This is a genomic window from Stenotrophomonas sp. 05L414_2, assembly GCF_056397905.1.
In genome coordinates, this window is record NZ_JBFTOJ010000019.1 from 1 (window position 1) to 23,861 (window position 23,861).

General features: G+C 67.1%; 19 protein-coding genes and 1 tRNA gene. 13 read left to right on the forward strand and 7 right to left on the reverse strand.

Going from position 1 to position 23,861, the window contains the following annotated elements:
- The 5 genes from AC1DJN_RS04400 to AC1DJN_RS04420 form a co-directional block, all read left to right on the forward strand.
- On the forward strand, positions 1-1,654 hold a 1,654-nt coding region (locus tag AC1DJN_RS04400; RefSeq protein WP_478038914.1), incomplete at its 5' end, for an isoleucine--tRNA ligase.
- Positions 1,654-2,178, forward strand: coding sequence for a signal peptidase II (gene lspA / locus AC1DJN_RS04405; protein ID WP_032975973.1), 525 nt, complete (start codon positions 1,654-1,656; stop codon positions 2,176-2,178). The genes AC1DJN_RS04400 and lspA, both read left to right, overlap by 1 nt.
- Before the next feature lie 27 nt (positions 2,179-2,205).
- On the forward strand, positions 2,206-3,156 hold the full coding sequence (gene ispH, locus AC1DJN_RS04410; protein ID WP_032975974.1) for a 4-hydroxy-3-methylbut-2-enyl diphosphate reductase: 951 nt from the start codon (positions 2,206-2,208) through the stop codon (positions 3,154-3,156).
- Positions 3,157-3,413: 257 nt separating this feature from the next.
- Positions 3,414-5,297: a M61 family metallopeptidase gene (locus tag AC1DJN_RS04415; protein ID WP_478038915.1), complete on the forward strand. Its 1,884-nt coding sequence runs from the start codon at positions 3,414-3,416 to the stop codon at positions 5,295-5,297.
- The gene (locus AC1DJN_RS04420; RefSeq protein WP_442251339.1) at positions 5,294-5,959 is read left to right on the forward strand and encodes a lysoplasmalogenase; all 666 of its coding nucleotides are present in this window, start codon (positions 5,294-5,296) and stop codon (positions 5,957-5,959) included. The genes AC1DJN_RS04415 and AC1DJN_RS04420 overlap by 4 nt, the downstream gene beginning before the upstream one ends.
- Positions 5,960-5,967: 8 nt before the next feature.
- On the opposite strand, the gene AC1DJN_RS04425 is transcribed toward AC1DJN_RS04420, so the two are convergent.
- The 5 genes from AC1DJN_RS04425 to AC1DJN_RS04445 form a co-directional block, all read right to left on the reverse strand.
- Positions 5,968-6,672, reverse strand: a complete 705-nt coding sequence (locus AC1DJN_RS04425; RefSeq protein WP_478038916.1) for a hypothetical protein — start codon at positions 6,670-6,672, stop codon at positions 5,968-5,970.
- Positions 6,669-7,637, reverse strand: a complete 969-nt coding sequence (locus AC1DJN_RS04430) for a hypothetical protein (RefSeq protein WP_478038917.1) — start codon at positions 7,635-7,637, stop codon at positions 6,669-6,671. The genes AC1DJN_RS04425 and AC1DJN_RS04430 overlap by 4 nt, the downstream gene beginning before the upstream one ends.
- A 45-nt stretch (positions 7,638-7,682) precedes the next feature.
- On the reverse strand, positions 7,683-10,190 hold the full coding sequence (locus AC1DJN_RS04435) for a TonB-dependent receptor plug domain-containing protein (RefSeq protein WP_478038927.1): 2,508 nt from the start codon (positions 10,188-10,190) through the stop codon (positions 7,683-7,685).
- Between the two features lie 332 nt (positions 10,191-10,522).
- Positions 10,523-11,491 (reverse strand): FecR family protein, encoded by a 969-nt coding sequence (locus AC1DJN_RS04440; protein WP_032975982.1) that lies wholly within the window; start codon positions 11,489-11,491, stop codon positions 10,523-10,525.
- A complete protein-coding gene (locus AC1DJN_RS04445) occupies positions 11,488-11,988 on the reverse strand; it encodes an RNA polymerase sigma factor (RefSeq protein ID WP_478038918.1) in 501 nt (166 codons plus the stop codon). Before AC1DJN_RS04445 ends, AC1DJN_RS04440 begins: the two co-directional genes overlap by 4 nt.
- Before the next feature lie 267 nt (positions 11,989-12,255).
- On the opposite strand from AC1DJN_RS04445, the gene AC1DJN_RS04450 reads away from it, so the two are divergent.
- The 7 genes from AC1DJN_RS04450 (at position 12,256) to AC1DJN_RS04480 (ending at position 21,398) form a co-directional block, all read left to right on the forward strand.
- Positions 12,256-15,144: an autotransporter domain-containing protein gene (locus AC1DJN_RS04450; protein ID WP_442251343.1), complete on the forward strand. Its 2,889-nt coding sequence runs from the start codon at positions 12,256-12,258 to the stop codon at positions 15,142-15,144.
- A gap of 97 nt (positions 15,145-15,241) precedes the next feature.
- Positions 15,242-16,246, forward strand: a complete 1,005-nt coding sequence (locus tag AC1DJN_RS04455) for a 2-hydroxyacid dehydrogenase (protein WP_442251344.1) — start codon at positions 15,242-15,244, stop codon at positions 16,244-16,246.
- Between the two features lie 84 nt (positions 16,247-16,330).
- Positions 16,331-16,406, forward strand: a tRNA-Thr gene (locus tag AC1DJN_RS04460).
- Between the two features lie 148 nt (positions 16,407-16,554).
- A complete protein-coding gene (locus AC1DJN_RS04465; RefSeq protein WP_051584968.1) occupies positions 16,555-17,235 on the forward strand; it encodes a vWA domain-containing protein in 681 nt (226 codons plus the stop codon).
- 2 nt (positions 17,236-17,237) lie between these two features.
- On the forward strand, positions 17,238-17,993 hold the full coding sequence (locus AC1DJN_RS04470; RefSeq protein WP_309909943.1) for a PP2C family serine/threonine-protein phosphatase: 756 nt from the start codon (positions 17,238-17,240) through the stop codon (positions 17,991-17,993).
- Positions 17,994-17,997: 4 nt separating this feature from the next.
- Positions 17,998-19,383 carry a hypothetical protein gene (locus tag AC1DJN_RS04475; protein ID WP_478038919.1) on the forward strand — a complete coding sequence of 462 codons (1,386 nt, stop codon included), beginning with the start codon at positions 17,998-18,000 and terminating at the stop codon, positions 19,381-19,383.
- Positions 19,380-21,398: an energy transducer TonB family protein gene (locus AC1DJN_RS04480; RefSeq protein WP_442251346.1), complete on the forward strand. Its 2,019-nt coding sequence runs from the start codon at positions 19,380-19,382 to the stop codon at positions 21,396-21,398. Before AC1DJN_RS04475 ends, AC1DJN_RS04480 begins: the two co-directional genes overlap by 4 nt.
- A 23-nt stretch (positions 21,399-21,421) precedes the next feature.
- On the opposite strand, the gene AC1DJN_RS04485 is transcribed toward AC1DJN_RS04480, so the two are convergent.
- Both AC1DJN_RS04485 and AC1DJN_RS04490 read right to left on the reverse strand, forming a co-directional pair.
- Positions 21,422-22,054, reverse strand: coding sequence for a GyrI-like domain-containing protein (locus AC1DJN_RS04485; protein WP_032975988.1), 633 nt, complete (start codon positions 22,052-22,054; stop codon positions 21,422-21,424).
- The gene (locus tag AC1DJN_RS04490; RefSeq protein WP_032975989.1) at positions 22,051-22,479 is read right to left on the reverse strand and encodes a VOC family protein; all 429 of its coding nucleotides are present in this window, start codon (positions 22,477-22,479) and stop codon (positions 22,051-22,053) included. The genes AC1DJN_RS04485 and AC1DJN_RS04490 overlap by 4 nt, the downstream gene beginning before the upstream one ends.
- A gap of 338 nt (positions 22,480-22,817) precedes the next feature.
- On the opposite strand from AC1DJN_RS04490, the gene cyoA reads away from it, so the two are divergent.
- Positions 22,818-23,861 (forward strand): ubiquinol oxidase subunit II, encoded by a 1,044-nt coding sequence (gene cyoA / locus AC1DJN_RS04495; RefSeq protein WP_025873834.1) that lies wholly within the window; start codon positions 22,818-22,820, stop codon positions 23,859-23,861.

Sequence of the window (23,861 nt, forward strand, 5' to 3'; positions counted from 1 at the left end):
CCTGTGGAAGGCGCAGGAGGCGATCGTGCAGGTGCTGCGCGACAGCGGCGCGCTGCTGGCCTTCGTCGAGATCCGCCACAGCTACCCGCACTGCTGGCGGCACAAGACGCCGGTGGTGTTCCGCGCCACCCCGCAGTGGTTCATCTCGATGGACAAGGCCAACCTGCGCAGCGATGCGCTGGCCGCCATCGATACCGTCGGCTGGTTCCCGACGTGGGGCAAGGCGCGCATCCAGAGCATGGTCGACGGCCGCCCGGACTGGACCATCTCGCGCCAGCGCACGTGGGGCGTTCCGATTGCACTGTTCACCCATCGCCAGACCGGCGAGATCCACCCGCGTTCGGTGGAGCTGATGCAGCAGGTGGCCGACCGCGTGCAGGCTGAAGGCATCGACGTGTGGTATTCGCTGGACGCGGCCGAACTGCTGGGCGCTGAAGCGGCCGACTACGAGAAGGTCACCGACATCCTTGATGTCTGGTTCGACTCGGGCGTGACCCACGAAGCGGTGCTGGCTGCCCGTGGCTTCGGCAAGCCGGCCGACCTGTACCTGGAAGGTTCGGACCAGCATCGCGGCTGGTTCCAGTCCTCGCTGCTGACCGGCGTGGCCATCGACAAGCGCGCGCCGTACAAGCAGTGCCTCACCCACGGGTTCACCGTGGACGAGCACGGCCGCAAGATGTCCAAGTCGCTGGGCAACGGCATCGAGCCGCAGGAAATCATGAACAAGCTGGGCGCGGACATCCTGCGCCTGTGGATCGCCTCGGCCGACTACAGCAACGAGATGTCGCTGTCGCAGGAAATCCTCAAGCGCACCGCCGACGCCTACCGTCGCCTGCGCAACACCGCACGCTTCCTGCTGGGCAACCTGGACGGTTTCGATCCCGCCCAGCACCTGCGCCCGCTCGACGAGATGGTCGCGCTGGACCGCTGGATCGTGCATCGCGCCTGGGAACTGCAGGAGAAGATCAAGGCCGCGTATGACAACTACGACATGGCCGAGATCGTGCAGCTGCTGCTGAACTTCTGCAGCGTGGACCTGGGCTCGCTGTACCTGGACGTGACCAAGGACCGCCTGTACACGATGCCGACCGATTCGGATGGCCGTCGTTCGGCGCAGAGCGCGATGTACCACATCGCCGAAGCGTTCACCCGCTGGGTGGCGCCGATCCTGACCTTCACCGCCGATGAGCTGTGGGGGTATCTGCCGGGCGACCGTGCCGGCCACGTGCTGTTCACCACCTGGTACGAGGGACTGGCTCCGCTGCCGGCCGACGCACAGCTCAACGCGGCCGACTTCGACCAGCTGCTGGCCCTGCGCGAGCAGGTGGCCAAGGTGCTGGAGCCGATGCGCGCCAATGGTGCGATCGGCGCCGCTCTGGAAGCGGAGATCACCATCGCCGCCAGCGAAGAGCAGGCGACCCGCTGGCAGCCGCTGGCCGATGAACTGCGCTTCCTGTTCATCAGCGGTGACGTGCAGGTGCGTCCGGCGACCACCGACGAGGTGTTCGTCAGCGCGCAGCCGACGCAGAAAGCCAAGTGCGTGCGCTGCTGGCACCACCGTGCCGACGTCGGCAGCAATGCCGACCACCCGGAACTGTGCGGCCGCTGCGTGACCAACATCGCCGGTGCCGGCGAAGTGCGGAGCTGGTTCTGATGGCCGCCGCGCGCCCGCATCCCAATGCGCTGATCTGGCTGCTGCTGTCGGCAGTCATCATCGGCCTGGACCAGTGGTCGAAGGCCTGGGTGCTGTCGAGCCTGCCGGAGTTCCAGCCGGTGGTGGTCATCGACGGCTTCTGGAACTGGTACCGCACCTACAACACCGGGGCAGCGTTCAGCTTCCTGAGCGATGCCGGTGGCTGGCAGAAGCATTTCTTCACCGTGCTGGCGATCGCCATCAGCGGCCTGATGGCCTGGTGGCTGCGCGCGACCGCCCGTGGCAACTGGAAGGCCGCCGTGCCGTACGCGCTGATCATCGGCGGTGCGATCGGCAACGTGATCGACCGCCAGGTGCATGGTCACGTGGTCGATTTCATCCAGTGGTACGTCGGCGAGCATGTCTGGCCGTCGTTCAACATCGCCGATTCGGCCATCGTGGTGGGTGCCGTAGGCATCGCCCTGTTTGGCCTGTTCGACGGCAAGTCCGCCAAAAAGGCGGATAATGCCAACCCGAAACCGTAAGCCGGCCGCTGCCGGGAGACTGAACTGATGGATGTGCTGCTCGCCAACCCGCGTGGATTCTGTGCCGGTGTCGATCGTGCGATCGAGATCGTCAAGCGCGCGATCGAAACGCTGGGCGCGCCCATCTATGTCCGCCATGAAGTGGTGCACAACCGCTTCGTGGTCGACGACCTGAAGCAGCGCGGCGCGATCTTCGTCGAGGAGCTCGACGAAGTGCCGGACAACAACACCGTCATCTTCAGCGCCCATGGCGTTTCCCAGGCCGTGCGCCAGGAAGCCGAGCGGCGTGGCCTGAAAGTGTTCGACGCGACCTGTCCGCTGGTGACCAAGGTCCACTTCGAAGTCGCCCGCCACTGCCGTGCCGGCCGTGACGTCGTGCTGATCGGCCACGCCGGTCACCCGGAAGTGGAAGGCACCATGGGCCAGTGGAACCGCGAAGCGGGCACCGGCCAGATCTACCTGGTCGAGGACGTGGAGCAGGTGGCCACGTTGCAGATCAACCAGCCGGAAAACTTCGCCTACACCACCCAGACCACGCTGTCGGTGGATGACACGCGCGGCATCATCGATGCGCTGCGCGAGCGCTTCCCGGCGATGCAGGGGCCGAAGAACGACGACATCTGCTACGCCACGCAGAACCGCCAGGACGCCGTGCGCGACCTGGCCAAGCGCTGCGACCTGGTGCTGGTGGTCGGTTCGCCGAACAGCTCCAATTCCAACCGCCTGAGCGAGCTGGCCCGCCGTGAAGGCGTGGAGAGCTACCTGATCGACGGTGCACACGAGATCGACCCGGCCTGGGTGGTGGGCAAGCAACATATCGGCGTGACCGCTGGTGCTTCGGCACCGCAGGTGCTGGTCGATGGCGTGCTGGCGCGTCTGGCCGAGCTGGGCGCCAGCGGCGTGGGCGAGCTGGAAGGCGAGCCGGAATCGATGGTGTTCGCGCTGCCGAAGGAACTGCGCCTGCGCCTGGTCGACTGACCGGCAGCGCTGCCGGTGGGTGCGAACCCTGGTTCGCACTGTCGGCTGTACGTCATCCACGCATGGCGTGGATCTACCCGGTACTGCTCTGCTTTCCAGCAGATCCACGCCATGCGTGGATGCTGTCAGTCTTCGCCAACGCTCCGATGAGGCTTTGCCGCATCTGGTCGATGCGCCACTGACCATGACCTTCGGCCATGGGGCTCGGCACCTCACAGGCCTAGCATCGGGGAATCCTTCGCTGCTGGAAGTTGCCGATGAATACCCGTGCCCTGGTGATGTCCGTGCTGTTCGCGCTGGCGGCTACGCCCGCGCTGGCGCAGACTCAGCTACCGGGTGATGYCGCCGCCCCCGGCCTGCTGCGCATCGACGTCGATGCACGCGACCTGGCCCGGCGCATCTTCAAGGTGACCGCCACCGTGCCGGCCAAGCCCGGCCCGCTGACCCTGCTGTACCCGCAGTGGATTCCCGGCAACCATTCGCCCACCGGCCCGATCGACAAGCTGGCCGGCCTGCGTGTGACTGCCAACGGCAAGCCGCTGGCCTGGCAGCGTGACCAGTACAACGTCTATGCATTCAAGGTGAACGTGCCCGAGGGCGTGAGCGAGATCGTCGCCCACTTCGACTTCCTGTCCTCGCAGGGCGGCAGCCAGGGCCGGGTGGTGATGACCCCGGAAATGCTCAACCTGCAGTGGAACGCCAACTCGCTGTATCCGGCCGGCGTGGACGCGCGCAACCTGCAGGCGCAGGCCAGCGTGACCCTGCCCAAGGGCTGGGCCTACGCGACCGCACTGGAAACCGCACGCCGCGATGGCGACACCGTGGTGTTCAAGCCGATTTCCTATGACCACCTGGTCGATTCGCCRCTGTTTGCCGGTGAGCATCACCAGCGCATCGACCTCGACCCGGGCGCGAAGGCGCCGGTACATCTGAATGTGTTCGCCGACGATGCCAAATCGCTGAAGCCGACCGACGCGCAGCTGAAGGTGCACCGTGCGCTGGTGCAGCAGGCGGACAAGCTGTACGGCGCGCGCCACTACGACCACTACGAATTCCTGCTTGCCCTGACCGATCGCCTCGGCGGCATCGGTCTGGAGCACCATCGTTCCAGCGAGAACAGCGCCGACCCGGGCTACTTCACCGAGTGGGACAGCAACGCGTGGATGCGCGACCTGCTGCCGCATGAGTACACCCACTCGTGGAACGGCAAGTACCGTCGTGGTGCCGACCTGGCCACGGCCAACTTCAATACGCCGATGGGCGACAGCCTGTTGTGGGTGTACGAAGGGCAGACCCAGTTCTGGGGCCAGGTACTGGCCGCACGTTCGGGGCTGTGGTCCAGCGAGCAGGCGCGCGACATGCTGGCCAACGTGGCCGCCACCTATGATCGTGGTCGCCCGGGCCTGGCCTGGCGACCGCTGCAGGACACCACCAACGACCCGACCATCGCCCAGCGTCGCACCCTGCCGTACCGCAACTACCAGATGAGCGAGGACTACTACTCCGGCGGGCAGATGTTGTGGCTGGAGGTGGAGGGCAAGCTGCGTGGGCTGACCGGCAACCGGCGCAGCCTGGATGACTTCGCGCGTGCCTTCTTCGGCGTCGGCAACGGCGATTGGGACGTCAATCCCTACACCTTCGATGACGTAGTGGCGACCCTCAACGGCATCGCGCCGTACGACTGGGCGAGCTTCCTGCGCCAGCGCCTGGACGGGCACGGATCGCTGACCGGTGGCCTGGAACTGGCGGGCTGGAAGCTGGTCTACCGCGATGCGCCTAACGAGGCCTACAAGGCGCAGGAAAAGCGCGCGAAGGCAGCGCTGCTGGCCTACTCGCTGGGAGCGACGGTGCTCGACAGTGGCGTGGTCGGTGATGTGGTCTGGGACAGCCCGGCGTTCAATGCCGGCCTGGCACCGGGCATGAAGGTGATCGCCGTTGGTGGCCGCGAATACAGCAGCCAGCGCTTGAAGGATGCAGTAGCCACGGCGGCGAAGGACAAGGCGCCGGTCACGCTGCTGGTCAAGCAGTTCGACCGCATCGATACGATGAAGATCGACTACCACGGTGGCCTGCAGTATCCGGTGCTGGAGCGCATCGCCGGCCGCCCGGATCGCCTTGCAGAGCTGTGGAAGGCACGATGAAGTTGCGCACGCGCGATGGGTTGATCCTGGTGGTGGCCGTGCTGGCCATCATCGGCGCCTACCTGGACGGCGATGGGCGCTGGCTGCACTGGTTGGCCAAACCGGCGACCACACTGCTGATCGCCGCCATCGCCTGGCAGGCGCGGCCGCTGACGGATGCGTTCTACCGGCGTGCGGTGCTGGCCGGCATGCTGTTGTCCTGTGCAGGTGATATCGCGCTGATGCTGCCGATCGACGCGTTCGTGCCAGGCCTGGTGGCCTTCCTGCTGGCGCACCTGTGCTACATCGCCGCGTTCCGTGCCGGCCTGCGCGCGGGCCGCGGATTGCTCGCTGCCTTCGTGCTGCTTGCCGCATTCGCTTCGATCAACGTCACCGGCCTGTGGCCGCATCTACCGCTGCCGATGCGCGTTCCGGTGCTGGCCTATGTCGTGGTGCTGGCGCTGATGGCAGTGCTGGCACTGGCCCGCTACTGGAAGCGGCCACACGTCGACGCACTGGAAGCGGGCAGCGCGCGTTGGGCTGCCGCTGGCGCACTGCTGTTCGTGGCCAGTGATTCATTGCTGGCGTGGGATCGCTTCGGCGGTGGCCTGCCGATGGCCAGCCTGCTGGTGCTGTCCACCTACTACGCTGCGCAGTACGCCATCGCCCGCTCGGTGAGATAGCCCTTTTTCTACTGCAGGTTGCCCTTGGCGTCGTAGCGCAGGCGCACGGTCTGGCGGTCGCCGGCTACTTCATCCGGCAACCACGCCAGCTTGCCGCCCTTGCGGATGACCACATAGACATGGCCGACGTCGGCCGGCGAACGCATCAGGGCATTGCGCTGTTGCTGCAGGGCCTGCGTCACCCGTGGCACGGCATCGAAATCGATGTTGGCCAATGCAGTGCTGCTGCGGCGCAGGGTGATGGTCGGCGCGAACTGCTGCGGATTCACCGCATCGCCCTTGCGCCATTGTCCACGTTGGTAGTGATAACTATCCACGTGGCCCGGCTGCTGTGGAWCGACCAGGTCGATGTCGATGCGGCCGTCGTCATGGAAGTGGATGCTGTGGAAAACGACCAGGCGTTCGCCGGCCAGTCCGGGCATCGCCTCCAGCGCCTGCCGTGCCACCTGCAGGCGCTCGCTGTCGAGCAGCAGGTTCGGCCGCGCGCGCCTTGGCAGCGGCATCGGTTCGGGCGCCGCCCGTGGCGTTGCGATGGCCGCCGTTCGCAACGGTTGTTCCCATGGGTCTTGTTGCAACGCATCCGCAGGCACGGTCGATGCGGCGCCACGCAGGGTCGCGTTGACGGTCTGCAATGCGCCGCCTGCCGTGGCGGCACCGGCCAGGGCCAGCACCACCCCGGCGAACACCAGCGGCGTGGACACGGGCCGCTTCACGCGTGCTCCATGCGCACGCTGCGGCGATCATCCGGGTCGTAGAGGATGTCGACCTGCCCGCGTGGAATGTTGGCCAGTTCGAGCAGCGCAACGAAGCGGCGCACGCTGGCCTGCTGCACGTTGCCCTCGCGGTCGAGATATTCCAGCTTGAACTCGACCTGCGGTTGTTCGTTGACGTAGGTGCYGGTCTGGCGCACGTCGAGCACCTGCGCTTCGGCGCCGATACCACGGTACTTGAGCGCTTCGCCGCGCGCGTCGATCTGCAGTGTGCCGGCCAGCAGGCGCGCCAGCAGACGCAGGCCGATCAGGTAGCCGCACAGCACCAGCGGGCAGACCAGCAGCGGATGGCCGAAGCCCAGGAACGTCCAGCCCAGTCCATCGCTCTGCAGGCGATAGGCCATGACGTACGCGGCAGCGACCACGACAATGCCGATCAGGCCGCCGATGCCGCGGCGCCACAGGCTGGCGCGGTCCAGTTCCGGTTGCGATCCTGCCAGCATCAGGTTGGGCGCGGGGCCGGGTGTGGGGCTGAGCAGCACCTCGAGCTGGCTGCCCACGGTGAAGCGCTGCAGCTGTGGCTTGCTGTCGACCACGACCAGCGTTTCGGTGATCGGGGTGCCGGACAGATTGTCGAAGGCCAGCTGCAGCCGCCACTGCGCGAAGCCGCGCACCTGCACGCCGGTCTTTTCGGCCTGCTCGATGCGTGCGTTGCGGGGCGTGCCGTCGGCCAGGATGCCGCGCACACGTTGTAACGCACGGGGTGGCGCCAGCAGCAGGTAATGCAGGAAGGCGTACAGCAGCACCAGCCATAGCGTCAGCGACGTCGCCAGCAGGGCCAGTGCCAGCCAGGGCGCGCTGCGGTCGCCCGCTTCCAGCGGCCAGCTGGTGCCGAAGTAGAGCAGGCAGGGGAAGGGCAGCGCGAAGAACAGCATGAGCGCGCCCAGGAACCAGAGGTAGGCTTTCATGACTCGCCTTCGACGCCGTGGAACAGGCGGCGTAGGGTACTACGCTCAGCGGAATTGCAGGGTCAGCAGGAAGTAGCGCCCGAGTGGATCGTCCAGCCCGGGCATCTGCCCGCCGCTGCCGACCAGGTGGTTTACCGGCCGCGTATCAAGCAGGTTGTGCACGTCCAGTGCGGCAATCACGCGCGGGCTCAGCCGCCGCGCCAGATGCAGGTTCCAGCGCAGCTGCGCCGGGTTCATGCAACGGCCCTGGTCATGCTGCTCCTGCGCGCACGCTTCACCGGCCAGCCATGCGCGGGTGCGGCCGACGCGGTTGCCTCGCAGGGCGATGTCCCAGGACGGGTTCTGCCACTGTACGTTGAGGATGCCCGCGTTCGCCGGCGTGGCATGCCCGCGCAGGTCCACCGATTCGCCATGGCCGCGATCACGACGCAGCTCCTGCTGTTTCAACGCATCCAGCGAGAACAGCCACTGCCCGTTGCGACCGGTATCCACCCGGTACTCGCCACGCAGTACCCAGTTGCGCGAGGTGGTGCGGCCGATGTTGTCGAATGACAGGCGAAGATTACGCAGGCGGCCCTGCTCATCCAGTTCCCAGGTGCCGGGATTCCACAGTGCATCGCTGGGTTGCAGTGCGAGGATCTCGTTGCGCAGTTCGACGATGTTGTGGGTCAGTGACAGCGAGAACGCATCGTTGGGTGTCCAGCTGGCGGCCAGCGAGTGGCTGCGCGAGGTCTCGGCTTTCAGCCCGTCGTTCTCCGCCACCTCCACTTCCACCGCGCAGCCGCCATCGCGCAGCGGGCGCGCGCACGTCGGCAGGGACTCCGAGGCGGGCAGGCCATACAGGCCGAAGTAGCCCGGTGGCCGCCGGCGCTCGAAGATGCTGGGAGCGCGGTAGCCGCGGCCACTGGCAAGCAGGAACGACCAGTGCGGGCTGGGGCTCCAGCGCAGGCCGGCACGCGGCGAAAACGCAGTGTCACCGCCATCGCGGTCCAGTCGCGCGGCCACGTCCAGGCGCAGTGTCGGCGCCAACGGCAGGCCCACTTCGGCGTAAGCGGCGTTGCTCTGCCGCGACAGCCGGCGTTGCTCCATCGGCAGTCCCAGCGCCAGCTCGCCCTTGCCCAGCAGCGGATCGGGCAGCGAGGTCCAGCGCTCGCGGCGCAGATCGATACCGGTGGCCAGTTGTGCTGCACCGCCGGGCAGTGTCATCAGGGTGCGCTGCATGCCCCACCAGCCCTGCCACTGCTCGGTACGTCCGCGGTTGTGGATGGCCGGGAACAGCTCCTCTGCCAGCCCCGCCGGCAGGGTGGAAAATCCGGGCAGGAAGTCCAGCGTGCGTGCTGCTTCCAGCAGGCGTTCGCTGCGCACGGTGCCTTCGGTGCGCAGGTCCACTTGGCTGCGCTGCGCGCTGAGGCCAGCATCCCAACTGCGGCCGGCGCGCTCACGGCCCATGCCGAAACTGATGTCGCCTTCGGTGGCATGCACGCGCGGGCGCACTTCGCCGCCTTCCTGCAGGACCACGTTGAGGATCGCGCCACGGCTGAAATTGAGGGCGACGGCGGTCGGGCCCAGCTCGAAGCGCTGGCGGTTGTGGCTGGCGCGTGCTTCCACGTAGGCGTAGCGTCCGTCACCGCGCTCGTGGCGATAACGCAGGTAGCCGGACAGCGTTTCCGACGCCGGTTGCAGCGAGCGCGGGCGTGCGTTGTCGAACCAGCAGCCGTCGTCTTCGCTCTGCAATGGCGGATGGCACTGCGTGGCCGGGTAGTAATCACCGTTGGGCATGATCAGCCCGATCGGGTACAGCGAGGTTTCCGCATGCCAGTCGCGCTGGTCACCGGCCACATGCTGCAGGCGATGCAGATCGATGCCGGCGAACCAGCGGTCGCCGCCTTCGCGCACGCCGCCCGTGGCCGCCTGCAGCCGGTACTGATCGCCATCGCCACGGCTGCTGACACCCGATTGCAGCGTCGCTTCCGGTCCCTCGGCCTGGTCACGCAGAATGATGTTGACCACGCCGGACATCGCATCGGCGCCGTAGATGGCCGAAGCACYGCCACGCACCAGCTCGATGCGCTCGACGAAGCTGAGCGGAATGCCTCCCAGATCGGTCAGCCCGCCTTCTTCCAGCGACACCATCGGATAACGCGGCAGGCGCCGGCCGTTGACCAGGAACAGGGTTGCGCGCGGGCCCATGCCGTCCAGGCTGGTGGTGGCGGCCGCGCCGACCGGCAGGTACAGCGAGTCGCCGCTGCGCGAGGTGCTCAATGGCGGATGGCCGTTCATGCCGGGCAGGTGGCGCAACAGGTCGAACAACGTGCCGTAGCCGCTGCGCAGGATGTCCTCGCGATCGATCACCGTTACCGGCAGCGTGGTCTGCACGGAGGTGCGCGGCAAGCGGCTGCCGGTGACATGGATCGGCGCCAGTTCCACCTGCACCGGCTTGGCTGGCGCGGGCGGCGGTGGCCGCCGTACCGGCTGCGCGACCACTGCGGGTGGGGCAGCGTGCCGGCGGACCACGAATCCGCCGCTGGGGGTCTGCAGGATGTTCACCGGCATGCCGGCGACGAGCTGCTTGAGTGCGGCGGCCGGCGCCAGCGAGCCGGCGACGCCACCGGTGCGCAGGCCGGTCAGTTCACGTGCGTCGAACACCAGGGCAATGCCACTCTGGCGTGCCCATTGCTGCAGGGCCGGCGGCAGGGCGCCGGGAGCGATACGGTAGTCGACCTGTCTGACGGCTTCTGCTGACGCCGCCGTTGCCGCCACACCGGGCACCAGCACAACGCACAACAGGGCCTGCAGCAGACCCCAGCGCAGCACGTCCCACCGAAGCACCTCCCAACGAAGCACGTCCCAACGAAGCACACCAGGCGCCGGCATCGGCCGCCGCCTCAGTAGGTGCGGCGCAGTTCCAGCGCGCCATCCGAGCGCGGCTGGCCAGCAATGGACCACCCCAGTTCCAGGGCGGAAAGCAGTTCATGCGCGTCGCCTGCACGGAAGGTGCCGCTGACCGCGAGGTCGGCGATATCCGGGTCGGCGACCACCAGTGGCGTGCTGCCATAGCGGTTCATGCGCTCGACCACAGTGGCCAGGGGCGTGCCGTCGAACACCAGCTTGCCCTGCGGCCAAGCCTCGGCGGCGGCAGTCGAGGACAGCTGCGGGCCGGGTTGGATCTTGCCGGAGGCCAGGACCTGCAGCTGCTGGCCCGGCGAGAGCGTGTGCTGCGCGCTGCCACTGGTGACTTCCACCACGCCTTCCAGCAGCGCGACCTCGACCCGGCCGTCAGCCAGGCGTTCAACCTGGAAGGTGGTGCCGATATCGCGGATCGAGCTGCCGCCGGCCTGCACCCGCAGCGAGCGCGATGACGGTTCGACCTGCAGCTGGATGCGACCGTGTTCCAGCGCCAGTTCGCGCTTGCGCCAGCCGAAGCGTGCGGTCAGCGTGGTGCCTGCGTCGAGCGTGGCGATGCTGCCATCGGCCAGGGTGCGCTGCTGTGGCAGCAGGCCGGCGTTGGCGTAGGTCAGCGGTGTGGGATTGCCATCGGTGTACAGCATCCAGCCCAGGCCAACGGCCAGGCACACGCCTGCAGCGGCGGCGACACCGGGCAGCCAACGCCGCTGCGGCCGGCGTGCCGCACGCGCGGCGGCGGTGCGCAGCCACGGGTCGCTGGCCAGGCCGGCGCTGCGCTGGTGCAGCTTCTCGGCCTGCACCCACGCGCTGACATGTGCCGGATCCTCGGCCAACCAGTCCTCGAAGGACTGCCGTTCTTCGGCGCTGCAGTCGGGGGCGTCCAGCCGGGCTACCCAGGCGCTTGCGTGTTCAAAAAGCAACGTGTCATCCCTGTTGTCGTTGCGGATCATTCGGCATCTCCATCATTGTGGAGAGGATCGGGGCCCAGCTCCTTGCGCAGGCCCTGCAATGCACGGGCAATGTGTTTTTCCACGGTCTTGGCGGTGATGCCGCAATGCCGGGCGATCTGTGTATAGCTCATCCCGGTGATGYGGTTGAGCAGATACACCTCGCGGGCACGTTCGGGCAGCTTGAACAGTGCCTGGCGCAGCAGGGCGAGCATCTGCCCGGATTCTGCCTGACGCAGCGGATCAGGAGAAGCACTGGCGGCTTCTTCGTTGCCGTCGCGTTCGGTCAGCGACAGGTGGTTGCGCGATTGTGGCGAGCGCCCGCGGTCTGCCAGGCGGTTGCGGGCGATGCGGTACAGCAGCAGCCGCAGCTCCTCGGTGCCGTGCGCGCGGTAGCGGATCAGGCGCTCCATGCAGTCCTGGGCGATGTCCTCGGCATCCTCGGGGCCGACACCGCGGGCGCGCAGGAAAGCGCACAGCGGCGCGCGTTCCTCGCGCACGAATGCGATGAAGGCATCCGGAACCCCGGGCAGATCCGGCGCAGGACGGAGCAAAGGGGAGGGCGCGGACAGGGGAGGGCCTCGGACGACGATGACGGACGCGTCACCGAGTTTTACGCGACGGTGACCGGATGGGGAAGCCCACGTTTCTTCCGTATTTCCATTGTGAATGCATTCATGTTTTTTCTCGCCGTCGACTGGGGGCGTCGAGCCCGCTGCTGCGTTCTGCTTTCGACCCGCGTGGTGCGGGCGGAGAGAGAGAACGCAATGAAGCATTCGAAGTTGAGCATCGCCCTGGCAGGCCTGGTGGGTATCGCGACCCTGGGCCAGATGGATGACGTCATGGCAATGAATTATCACGTGCAGGGCGATCGCGTCGTGCTGAGTGGCGGTGTCACCGTCGCCGACGTCGTCGCGCTGCCGGCGCTGCTGGCCAAAGCGCAGGCCGAAGGCCGCCCGATCCGCGAAGTCGTGCTGCGCACCTCCAATGGTGGCGCGCTGATCGCGGGTGAGTGGCTGCAGGGCGTGATCCGCACCAACGGCCTGAATACCATCGTGTCCGGCCACTGCATCTCGTCCTGCTCGATCATGCAGTCCGGTGGCGTCGAACGTTACCTGGCCGGCGACCTGCCGCTGGTCGACTCGGTGCAGATCCACGCTGCCAGCAACAGTGGCAAGGTGATCTACACGCCGTCGCCGCGGATGACCGAGATCTACACCGGCAACTACGGCGGCGGCATGGATGCCGGCCTGCTGCACAAGGCCATGTACGAGGTGGTGCAGCCCAACGGCCTGCTGGTGTTCCGCGACCCGGCCCGGACCACCGGCGCTTCGGTCAGCTTCGATCCCGATGGCAGCGGCCGCAGGCTGGAGACCTTCCCCGGCCAGGACATCTACAGCAACAACATCATCACCGCCGCCGGTTACCGCGATCCGGGCGATACCCTGACGGTCACCGGTAATGTCAGCGGCGACATCAATCCAGGCTACCTGCGCACTGCGCGCCAGCTGCAGGCGTTCGTCGATGACGACTTCGCGCGCTGGAACGATACCGACTTCGCCACCACGTACATCAACTATGCGGTGAACATCTACAACCGCTCCAGCGCCGGCCCGAACGGCATCGGCCCGGCTTCGGTGCAGGATTACCTCAACGATCCGGGTACACAGCAGCTCCTTCTGGGCCAGCTGCGCCTGGATGAACTGGACGCTTCCACGCTGGGCAATTCGGCTGGCGTGATCCGCGTCGCCAAGGGCGGCACCTGGCGCACCGCCGAAACCACCGGCGCCGATTTCATGCTGGTGGAGAACGGCACCATCGCCCTGGAAGGCGGCGCGTTGCGCACGCCGGAGCTGCGCGTGCTGGCGGCCGGCATGGTGGTCGGCCACGGCGACATCGCCTCGGTTGCCACCGACTCGAGCGCACTGCTCAATGGCACCGGCCCGTCGTACCGCGAGGATGGCTTCAACCGCCTGCGCGTGTACGGCACCCTGATGCCGCGTGGTGGTGACCTGGTTACCCATGGCTACGTCAACATCATGCCGGGCGGCAAGGTGCTGTTCGACGTGACCGAGGCAGGCGGCGCCAACAGTGGCCGTCTGCGCGTGGGCGACTTCTACGACAGCGGCGCCAACGAGGGGGCGCTGGTCATCTCGCCGGGCGCCCACCTTGAACTGAACGTGGCGCAGGGCTTCTACGCCGGCAACTACCAGCGTGAGCTGGTGAGCGGCCCGATCTACCAGGGCGGTTTCACCGATGCGGTGCGCCTGGGTGACACCGGCTATACGGCCAGCATCACCGACGGCGAGGTGTTCCGGCCACGCCACAATTCGCTGCTGAGCTTCAACATCAACCAGACCGCCGAGGGCCTGTCGCTGACCGCCAACCCCGGCTTCGACCAGCTCGCGCAGCTTACCGGCAACAATGGCAACGATGGACTCGGTCGCGCGCTGGCTACTGCCGGCCAGCGCCAGGATGCCGGGCTGAAGCCGCTGCTGGGGGCGCTGCAGTTCGCTGACCGCGATGTGATCGCCCAGCAGGCCGGTGCACTGCGCGGTGATGGCCATGCCAGCCTGCGCCTGGCCGACAGCGCGCTGGTTGGCAGCATCGGCAGCGTGGTGCAGCAGCACCAGGCCGCACGGCGCAGCGGCAGCGGTGATGCCGGTGGTTTGGCCGCACAGGCCGCGCAGGCGGCGTCGGCGCAGCCGGGCATGGCCAATGGCAGCCTGTTCAACCAGTTGGCGATGCATCTGGTGGAGCCGGCGGGGACGGGCGGTGGCAGCACCAACTTCGGCGGCGAAGCGCCGCGCAGCCACGGCCTCTGGGGCCGGGGCTTCGGCAGCCATGGCCGCATCGATGGCGAGGGCGGCGTGGCCGGCCTGAGCCATACCGTCGGCGGCATCGTGCTCGGTGCCGATACGCAGCTGGCCGATGACCGGGTGACGCTGGGCGTCAGCGTTGCCGCCGCGGACATGTCGACCAAGGGCCGCGATGGTTCCGGTTTCAGCGGCGACGTGCGCGCGCTGGATGTGGGCGGCTACCTGGATGCCACCTACTCGCGTGGCTACCTGTCGGCCTCGGTGCGCTATACCGATCTGCGCCACGACACCCGCCGCAGCATCGATGGCATCGACGGCCTGCAGGGTCCGTTGCGTGCCAAGTACAACAACGATGCGATCTCGGCCCGGCTGGAGCACGGCTTCTCGTTCACCACCGCCAAGGGCGTAGTGATCCAGCCGCTGCTGCCGGTGGTCGATTACGCGCGCACCTCGGCCACCCGTTTCAATGAAGGGCAGGGTGCCGGCGCACTGGTGGGGCGTGGTGACAGCCTGGAAAGCATCCGCGTTGGTGCGGGCCTGCAGGTGTTCAAGACCTTCGAAGGCAACAACGGCGAGCGCATCACCCCGCGCGCGCGCGTTGTCTGGCAGAAGGAACTGGGCGACACCCAGGCCCGTTACAGCACCGGCTTCGCCGCGGCGCCGGACCTGGTGTTCGGTGCCAGCAGCCAGACCGTGGGCGAGCAGGTGCTGGCCTGGAACCTGGGTGTGACCAGCCGCGCCACCGATCGCCTGTCGGTGATGGTCGACTACGTGGGCGAGCGCCGCGACGGCCAGCTGCAGAACGGCGTGATGCTGGGCCTGGGCTATACGTTCTAAGGCAGTACCGGCACCGGCGGCCGTCGCGCCGCCGGTGCCATCCCCATCGGGGTGCGGGTGCGCTATGGTCGTGGCGGATTTCCGCGCAGACCTTGCCATGCAGATCGCCGTTTTCAGTGCCCGTCCCTACGACCGCCGCTTTCTCGAGGAAGCCAACCAGCGCGAGGGGGCAGGGCAGGATTTCCAGTTCGTGTACTTCGACGCGGCGCTGAACGTGCACACCGCCGCGCTGGCACAGGACTGCGCCACCGTCTGCGTGTTCGTCAACGACAGGCTCGATGCACCGGTGCTTCAGACCCTGCATGCACTGGGCGTACGCGCGGTGCTGCTGCGCTGTGCCGGCTTCAACAATGTGGACTTGGCCAGCGCGAATGCGCTCGGCCTGTTCGTCGCCCGCGTGCCGGCCTACTCGCCGGAAGCGGTGGCCGAGCACGCACTGGCGCTGGTGATGACCCTCAACCGGCACACGCATCGCGCCTACAACCGCGTGCGTGAGGGCAACTTCATGCTCGATGGCCTGCTCGGCCGCACCCTGCATGGCAAGACCGTGGGCATCGTCGGTACTGGCAAGATCGGGTTGGCCACCGCGCGCATCTTCCGCGGCATGGGCTGCACCGTGCTGGGGCACGATCCGTATCCCTCGCCGGCGTTCACCGGGATCGGCACAATGGTTGAACTGGACGAGCTGCTCTCGCGCTCGGACATTGTCTCGCTGCATTGCCCGTTGACCCCGGATACCCAGCACCTGATCGACGACGCCTCGCTGGCGCGGATGAAGCCCGGCGCGATGCTGGTCAACACCTCGCGTGGCGGCCTGGTCGATACCCAAGCGGTGATCCGCGCGCTGAAGTCGCGCCGGCTGGGCCACCTGGCCATCGACGTCTACGAGCAGGAAAGCGCGCTGTTCTTCCAGGACCTGTCCGGCGAGATCATCGACGATGAGGCGTTCCAGCGCCTGATGACCTTCCCCAACGTGCTGGTGACCGGCCACCAGGGCTTCTTCACCGTGGAGGCGCTGCAGGAGATCTCGGCGATCACGCTGGGCAACCTGGCCGATTTCGCGGCGGGGCGGGAGTGCGGCAACCGGGTAGCGGCGGGTTGAGGGGCCGGGCGGGTGGGCGTTTGACGGCAATCGTCACGACCGGATTGACCGCAGGGGCAGGGCGACCGTAAAATTGCCAGCTTCGCCGGAATAGCTCAGTTGGTAGAGCGGCGCATTCGTAATGCGTAGGTCGTAGGTTCGATTCCTATTTCCGGCACCAGTTTCAGCAAAAGCCCCGGCCTTGGTCGGGGCTTTTTGTTTGGGCGGCACGGTTCTCCGTCGGCCCTCGCCCCTGGGCCCTTCAGCTCTGCCTATAATCGGCCGCRCAGATCACCTGCACTGGTTCACCCGCACGGAGGCTTCCCATCATGTCCATTGCTGCAATCCCCGATGTTTCGCTGGTCGACAACAGTGAGCAGCGCACGCCGCTGATCCTGGTGCTGGACTGTTCCGGCAGCATGAGTGGTGGCCCCATCGAGCAGTTGAACGCGGGCCTGAAGCTGCTGGAGCAGGAGCTGAAAGCCGATGTGATCGCGGCCAAGCGTGTGCGCGTGCTGCTGGTCGAGTACGGCGGCATGGACAACGCGGCCATCAGCGGTGACTGGTGCGATGCGATGGATTTCACCGCGCCCACGTTGTCGGCCAATGGCACCACGCCGACCGGTGCGGCCGTGGAAGTGGCGCTGCAGGAGATTGAAGACGAGAAGGCGCGCTTCCGCCAGGCCGGTGTTGCCTACACCCGGCCGTGGCTGTTCCTGATGTCCGATGGCCAGCCCACGGACGCCTGGGAGGCGGTGGCCGAGCAGTGCCGCGAGGCCGAGCAGCAGAACAAGGTGGCGGTGTTCCCGATCGCTGTCGGCAATGCTGACATGAGCGTGCTGGGTCAGTTCAGCCGCAATGGCGAGCGCGGCGTGAAGCGCCTGCAGGGCCTGCAGTTCAAGGAACTGTTCCTGTGGCTGAGCGCGAGCATGCGGGTGGTCTCCAATTCGACGCCCGGTGGCCAGGTGCAATTGCCGGCCACCGACAGCTGGTCACAAGTGCCGGTCTGACCATGGCCTGGCGCGTGATGGCCGCATCGGCCACGGGACGGTCCCATCTGGACCGCGGGCAGCCCTGCCAGGACGCCTATGCGTCGGTGCAGGTGGGGCAGACATTGGTCGCGGTGGTCTGCGATGGCGCAGGCTCCGCATCGCACAGCGATGTGGGCGCCCGGCACGTTTCCAGCAGCGTGGCGGCGTCGGTTACCGGGTCCGCGCAGCTCGGCGCCGATCCACTGGCACTGCCGGTGGACACGCTGCGCAGCATCATCGAAACCGCTGTCGACGATGCGCGCGGGCAGCTGGCGATGCTTGCGCTGAGCCAGGGCCTGAAGCTATCCGACCATGCCTGCACGCTGGTAGGGGCGGTCGCTACGCGCGATGGCGGCTGGTTCTTCCATGTCGGCGATGGCGTGGCCGCGTGTGCGTTCAGCAATGAATCGCCCGATGCGGTATCGCTGCCTGCCAATGGCGAGTACGCCAACGAAACCTGGTTCGTGACCGGTGGCAACTGGCGCGAGCAGCTGCGGTTGACCCGCTTCGAAGGGGCCATCGATGCGCTGGTGCTGATGTCCGACGGCGTGCAGCCGTTTGCGATGTCGCGCGCGGGCGACAGCCTGTTCCAACCGTTCATCGCACCGGTGATCCGTTATCTGGCCGGCGTGGACGAGACCCACGGCAGCCAAGCGTTGCATGCGACGCTGGCCGACCCGCGCACCGATCAGATCACCGGCGACGACAAGACGTTGCTGGTCGCGCTGCCGGCCTGAGCACATGCCCGGGCGCAGCGGCGAAAAGGTCTACGACGCGCAGCGCAGGCCGCTCACCCTGGAGCGGCTGCTCAAGAGTGGCGGTGCGGGCAGCGTGTTCACCCTCAAGGAGCGGCCGCGCGAAGTGGCCAAGCTCTACCATACGGACAAGGACGCGCGCGTCTACGAGCGCAAGCTGCAGGCGATGCTGGAGCTGCAGCCGGACCTGCCGCCGATGGAAGGGCAGGGGGCCGACCAGGTACAGATTGCCTGGCCGATGACCCTGCTGCGGGATCGCAGTGGGCGTTTCATCGGCTTCACCATGCCGATCCTGGATCTGTCGGCCACCAGCGATCTGGAACATGTGCTGCAGGAGCGGCAGGCGCGCGCCGAGGGGCTGCCTACCGGATTGGGCGCGAAGATGACCCTGGCCGCCAACCTGGCGGTGATGCTGGCCGCGCTGCACCGGCGGCAGCACTATGTGGTCGACCTCAAGCCGCTGAACGTGCGGTTCTATCGCAGCACCTTGTTCATCGCGATGCTCGATTGCGATGGTTTCAGCATCCAGGGCAAGGGCGAGCGCTTTCCGGCCGGCCAGGTCACCACCGACTATCTGGCGTCCGAGTTCCAGCAGCCGGGGGTGAAGCCGGGCCAGGAGGAGGCGCAGGATCGATTCGCGCTGGCGGTGATGGTGTTCCAGCTGCTCAATTCCGGCCTGCATCCGTATGCGGGCCGGCCGCAGGGGGCGACGGTGCCCAGTGACCTGCCGGCACGCATCGCCGCCAACCTGTACCCCTACGCGCGTGGCAAGCCGCATCCGCGGATGCTGCCCTCGCCGGTCAGCGGCCATGAGATGTTTCCGCCGGCGYTGCGCGACATGTTTGATCGTGCGTTCTCGGYGCAGGCGCGGCGGAGGCCTTCGGCGCAGGAATGGGCCACGCTGCTGCTGGAATACGCACGGCGCAACGCCGGTCAGCTGGTGGCGTGCGGCAAGGATGCGGCCCACCAGCATTTTGTCGGCATGCCCTGTGCCGCCTGCGCCCGCGCCGAACTGCTGGCCGGCAGCRCACGCGCGGCGCAGACCCGCACGCGGCAGAAGCCGAACAAGGCCCGCAAGCAGCGTGCACGCACCGCCGCGCGCGTCGCCCAGGCGCAGCCGGTCGCCGCGCAGGCGTCGGCGGCCAGCGGCGTTCCCGGCGTGATGTCGCGGGTGACGATGGCGGTGATCGGCACGCTGCTGCTGGGCTGGGTGATGGGCTGGGGCATGCCGGCCTACCGCCGCTACAGCGCGCTGGTGGACCCGGGCATCTGGGATGGCGTGGGGCTGGCCGTGCAGATGGCCATGCTGGCGATCGCGATCCTGCTGTTCATCCTGTTCGTGCCGATGCTGATCATGAGCAAGCGCCCATGAAGCTGCTGGGAGTACTGGCCGTGCTGTTGCTGGCACTGATCGGGATGGCGCCGTTCTGGGGCGACCTCGGCGTGCTGGTCTACAGCTCGATCGGCTGGCTCGGACGAGTGCTGTCGAGCGGCGTGTTGAGTGATGGCAGGGCGGCGTTGCGTGCTGCGCTGCTGATCGGCGGAGCGGTGTCGGTGCTGTCATTCCTGCGCGTAGCGGTGCAGGACCGGGCCGTGGACTATCTGATCGCGTCGGTGATGTTCGGCTTCCTCTCTTTCGTCGTCTTCATCGTCACCGGCATTTCTGGGAATGGCGCTACGGGCGCAGGAAGCGGTCAACAGGGGCCGAGCTCGGTACTGATCGGCGAGGATCGCACTACGGTTCCGCGCTGGTACTCGCGCGGTCATTTCGAGCGGGAAATGCTCAACAAGGTGCACGAAACCGCGCGCACTGCTGCCCGTGGCGATCTGCCGCGTACGCAGGCGCTGATGCAGGAGCTGGATCTGTGGGCGCGCAATGGCCCCGTGCTGCGCGAAGACCGCACCGAGTACGAGCGCCTGCGCGCGGCGTACAACGAGACCATCGAGACCCTTGCCGCCCGGTCCGGCCGCCGCACGCAAAGGACGGCGGGGCTGGCCAGCGATGCGGGCGCGATGGTGGACCGGCTGACGGCAGAGGAAGCGCGCGAGCTGGAGCTGAAGCAGGTCGAGCTGCTGCAGCAGATGTGGAAGCTCTCGCCATCGAGCACCTCGGTTGCGATGCGCCTGCTGGCGACGGATCTGCAGGAGCTGGCGATCCGCTCACGGTGGTCGCCCCGCAAGCCGTTCGACCGTGAGGGCGACGCGGCACTGGAAGAGCGCCTGTGGCGCATCCACGGCACGCAGGAGGTGTTGTTTGCCTATGCACCGCTGGAGGAGCGTCTGTGGAATGCCTACGCTTCGACGATGGTCGACACGGACGAAGAGCTGGCGCTGGGCGCGCTGGTGATTGCCGGACTGATCGACCGCAGTGACAAGAACGCTTCGTCCGATCCCGCCCGGTTCGACGTGAACACGCTGCTGCTTGGCAGCGACGTGTTCATGCTCTCGACGCTGCTGGCCAGTGCGTCCGAAGACCGCATGGAGATCCTGACGGCGCGCGCGACACTGCTGCTGGGCGATGACGATCGGCAGGCGAAGGCAGGCAAAGGCAATGCGCCGGACGCCGCCGACACCGCCGCAGACCCCGCTGGCCCGGCGGTGTCGGAGCCTTCGCCGCCGGCGGTCCCGAAAGCGGACACCGCCAGGCAGGCGCAACGCGCGATGCCGCCAGCGGGGATGCTGGTCGATCGCAAGGGCCTGGCGTTGCGTACGTCACCCTCTCTGCCGCCGTCGTCGCCACCAGCAGAGTATGGGCAGGTGCTGGTCGACCTGCCCGCCGCCGGCTTCAAGGACCTGCGCCATGGCATCCCGCTGCGCGCACCTGTGGAGGCCGACACCATGGTGACCCTGCAGGTGGATGTCTGGCAGACCGGCGTGGTTACGGCGGTGCTGGTGGAAGGCAGCAGTGGCAGCGCCCAGCTGGATGAGGCCGCGCGCCGGGGCGCACGCACCTGGCTCAGCGCGTCGAAGGTGCCCACAGGCGGCGAGCGCAGGCAGGTGACGGTCGTGTTCAAAGCGCCTGTCGCCGCCACGCCGCCAGCGGTGACCGTGGACGCACCAGCGCCGACGGCCATGGACCCGCCGCCGCCGCAGCTGGACCCCGAGCAGGCGTTGGGCGCGCAGTTGGCGGCGATGACGCGCCGTCATCCCCCGCGTTATCCGCGTGGTGACGGGGAGACGGTGCTGGAAGGCAGCGTCGAGCTGCTGATCACCATGTCAGCCGAGGGGCGCGTGCTCGATGTGACCGTGGACCGCAGCAGCGGACATCCTGCGCTGGATCGCGCCGCCCGTGAGGCTGCACTGCAATGGCACGTCACCCCCCGGCGGCCGGTGACCACGGTCAAGCAGATAACCCTGCGTCTCCCGGTGCAGTTCCAGGGCGGCTGACGGATCAGCCCGGGACGCGGCCGTCACCGCGCCCGTACCGGTTGCCGCAGCACCGTTTTCAGGCGAGCAGGCTCTACCTTGCGTGGGTCGCCCAGGTAGATCTCATGATGCGGCCCGGCGAAGGTCAGCCCCTGTGCCGGCATGATCCGTTCATGCAGTTCGGCCAGTGTCGGGCCCTCGTCATCGTAGGCGCCTACATGCAGCGTCTGCAGGCACAGGCCTTCCTCGTAAAGCGCCAGGCGCAGGCTCTGCGGCGCGGTACCACGCTTGTCCGATGCCTTGGCAACCGCTTCGCTGAAACGCGGAACGTCGACGTCCAGCGGTGTGCGGATCATCATCGTCCAGCGCCACGCGTGCTTGCGCCGTGCCACGAAGCTGGACGGGTCGTCGGCCCACCACAGTCCCTCCAGCGGCGGCACCACGTAGTCCCGTCCTTCGGCCTTCATCGCGAACTTCAGTGCGTAGCTGACCGAGTACAGCCACTCCACCGCATCGCGATAGGCCGGCGCCTGGTTCGGATCACCCTGGCCATCGACCATCACGAAGGACATCGGCGGCACCTCGATCCGCACGAACGAGCCGACCGGTGGCCGGTACAGCGCCTTGTCCTGCGTCTTGAAGTCGATCTTCGCCGGCGTGGTGGCGGACCGGGTCATTGCGCGGCTCCGTTGGCAGGCCCCTTCAGCTCCACCGTGTTGCCGTCCGGATCCTTGAAGTACAACGACAATCCGTCGCCCTCGGCACCGAAGTTGACTTCGGCCGGCCCCGGTACCGGTACGCCGTGGGCGGCCAGGTGGGCGACCAGCGCGGCTTCGTCGAAGGGGTGCACGCGCAGGCACAGGTGGTCGACATTGCGCCCTTCGCTGCCCGGTCCGCTGCCGCCGTGGCGACCGAGCGTGCCGTCCAGGCTGATCAGGTCGATCATCGATGCACCCGCGCGCAGGTGCACCAGGCCCAGGTGCTCGCGCCGCCGCACCACCGCGCAGCCCAGCACCTGGCCATAGAAGGCTTCGCTGCGGGCCAGATCGCGCACCCTCAGCACCAGGTGGTCGATGCGTTCAACGCTGAAGGGTCTGTCCATGCCGGGTTCCTCGAAGAAAGGGGAGTCACAACTTGCTGAACCTGTTCAGTCGACTGTGCCGAACGAGGGGCCTCGTCGCCCTCGTGGCCGATGCTACGCTGCCGTCCCCGCGCGTTCTGCCTGCCGCAATGGCGCGGTGCGACAACGTGTCGCATCCAGATCCGGGCCTTTCCTGCGCCTGATCATTGTCAATGCCTTTCTTAAATGGTGGGTGACGGCCTAAAATTGAAAGGCTGACTCGACCCCACCTCACCTGCCTGTCTTCTGGACGGGTGGGCCCGGCTTTGGCCGGTGCGGGCAGGACGGGGAACGGCATTCCCTCGCAATTGGATCGACCGATGATTCCGTTGAAAACCCTTGGGCGCTGGTTGCGCCCGGGCCTGCTGCTCGCATTGCTGGTGATGCTCACCGGCTGCGATGCCGTGGCCATCCTCAGTCCGAAGGGCCAGATCGGCCAGGATGAAAAGACACTGCTGATCACGGCCACCGTGCTCATGCTGCTGGTCGTCATCCCGGTCATCATCATGACCCTGACCTTCGCGTGGAAGTATCGCGCCTCCAACACCAAGGCCCGCTACGAGCCGAAGTGGTCCCACTCGACGGCGATCGAGGTGGTGGTTTGGTCGATCCCCTGCATGATCGTGCTGGTCCTGGCGGTGCTGACCTGGCGGTCCTCGCACGCGCTGGATCCGTACAAGCCCCTGGAATCGGACGTCAAGCCGGTCACCATCCAGGCGATCTCGCTGGACTGGAAGTGGCTGTTCATCTATCCGGAAGAGAAGGTCGCGGTCGTCAACGAGATCAAGTTCCCGGTCAACACCCCGCTGAACTTCGAGATCACCTCCGATACGGTGATGAATGCGTTCTTCATCCCGCACCTGGGCAGCATGATCTATTCGATGGCGGCGATGGAGACCAAGCTCCACCTGATCGCCAACGAGACCGGTGAATTCCCGGGCATGTCCTCGCACTACAGCGGTGCAGGCTTCGCCAAGATGCATTTCACTGCCTACTCGGTCACCGATGCGCAGTACCGCCAGTGGCTGGACCAGGTCCGTGCCGGCGAGCAGAGCCTGGACAAGGCCTCGTTCAAGGCGCTGGGTGAAGCGAAGAATTCCGAGTGGTACCCGGTCACCTACTTCGGCAAGGTTGAAGACAACCTGTTCGACTGGGTCATCGCCAAGCACATGGGCGACAACAAGCACTACGGCATGAAGCATTCCCATGCGGGTGCGGCTGCTGCCGATGCGTCCAGCCATGAAGCGCACGAGGGGCACGCCCCGAGCGACGCGCATGATGCCAAGGAATCCGGGAAGAACCTGGATGCCACCGAAGAACACGAACACGCTGGCCATGAAGGCCACATGGGTTCGGGAGAATGA

What these genes read in the sequence shown, in the direction of transcription:
- lspA (WP_032975973.1), top strand. Translation starts at nt 1,654, where the DNA reads ATGGCCGCCGCGCGCCCGCATCCCAATGCGCTGATCTGGCTGCTGCTG.
- ispH (WP_032975974.1), top strand. Translation starts at nt 2,206, where the DNA reads ATGGATGTGCTGCTCGCCAACCCGCGTGGATTCTGTGCCGGTGTCGAT.
- AC1DJN_RS04420 (WP_442251339.1), top strand. Translation starts at nt 5,294, where the DNA reads ATGAAGTTGCGCACGCGCGATGGGTTGATCCTGGTGGTGGCCGTGCTG.
- AC1DJN_RS04440 (WP_032975982.1), bottom strand. Translation starts at nt 11,491, where the DNA reads ATGATCCGCAACGACAACAGGGATGACACGTTGCTTTTTGAACACGCA.
- AC1DJN_RS04450 (WP_442251343.1), top strand. Translation starts at nt 12,256, where the DNA reads ATGAAGCATTCGAAGTTGAGCATCGCCCTGGCAGGCCTGGTGGGTATC.
- AC1DJN_RS04455 (WP_442251344.1), top strand. Translation starts at nt 15,242, where the DNA reads ATGCAGATCGCCGTTTTCAGTGCCCGTCCCTACGACCGCCGCTTTCTC.
- AC1DJN_RS04465 (WP_051584968.1), top strand. Translation starts at nt 16,555, where the DNA reads ATGTCCATTGCTGCAATCCCCGATGTTTCGCTGGTCGACAACAGTGAG.
- AC1DJN_RS04470 (WP_309909943.1), top strand. Translation starts at nt 17,238, where the DNA reads ATGGCCTGGCGCGTGATGGCCGCATCGGCCACGGGACGGTCCCATCTG.
- AC1DJN_RS04480 (WP_442251346.1), top strand. Translation starts at nt 19,380, where the DNA reads ATGAAGCTGCTGGGAGTACTGGCCGTGCTGTTGCTGGCACTGATCGGG.
- AC1DJN_RS04485 (WP_032975988.1), bottom strand. Translation starts at nt 22,054, where the DNA reads ATGACCCGGTCCGCCACCACGCCGGCGAAGATCGACTTCAAGACGCAG.
- AC1DJN_RS04490 (WP_032975989.1), bottom strand. Translation starts at nt 22,479, where the DNA reads ATGGACAGACCCTTCAGCGTTGAACGCATCGACCACCTGGTGCTGAGG.
- cyoA (WP_025873834.1), top strand. Translation starts at nt 22,818, where the DNA reads ATGATTCCGTTGAAAACCCTTGGGCGCTGGTTGCGCCCGGGCCTGCTG.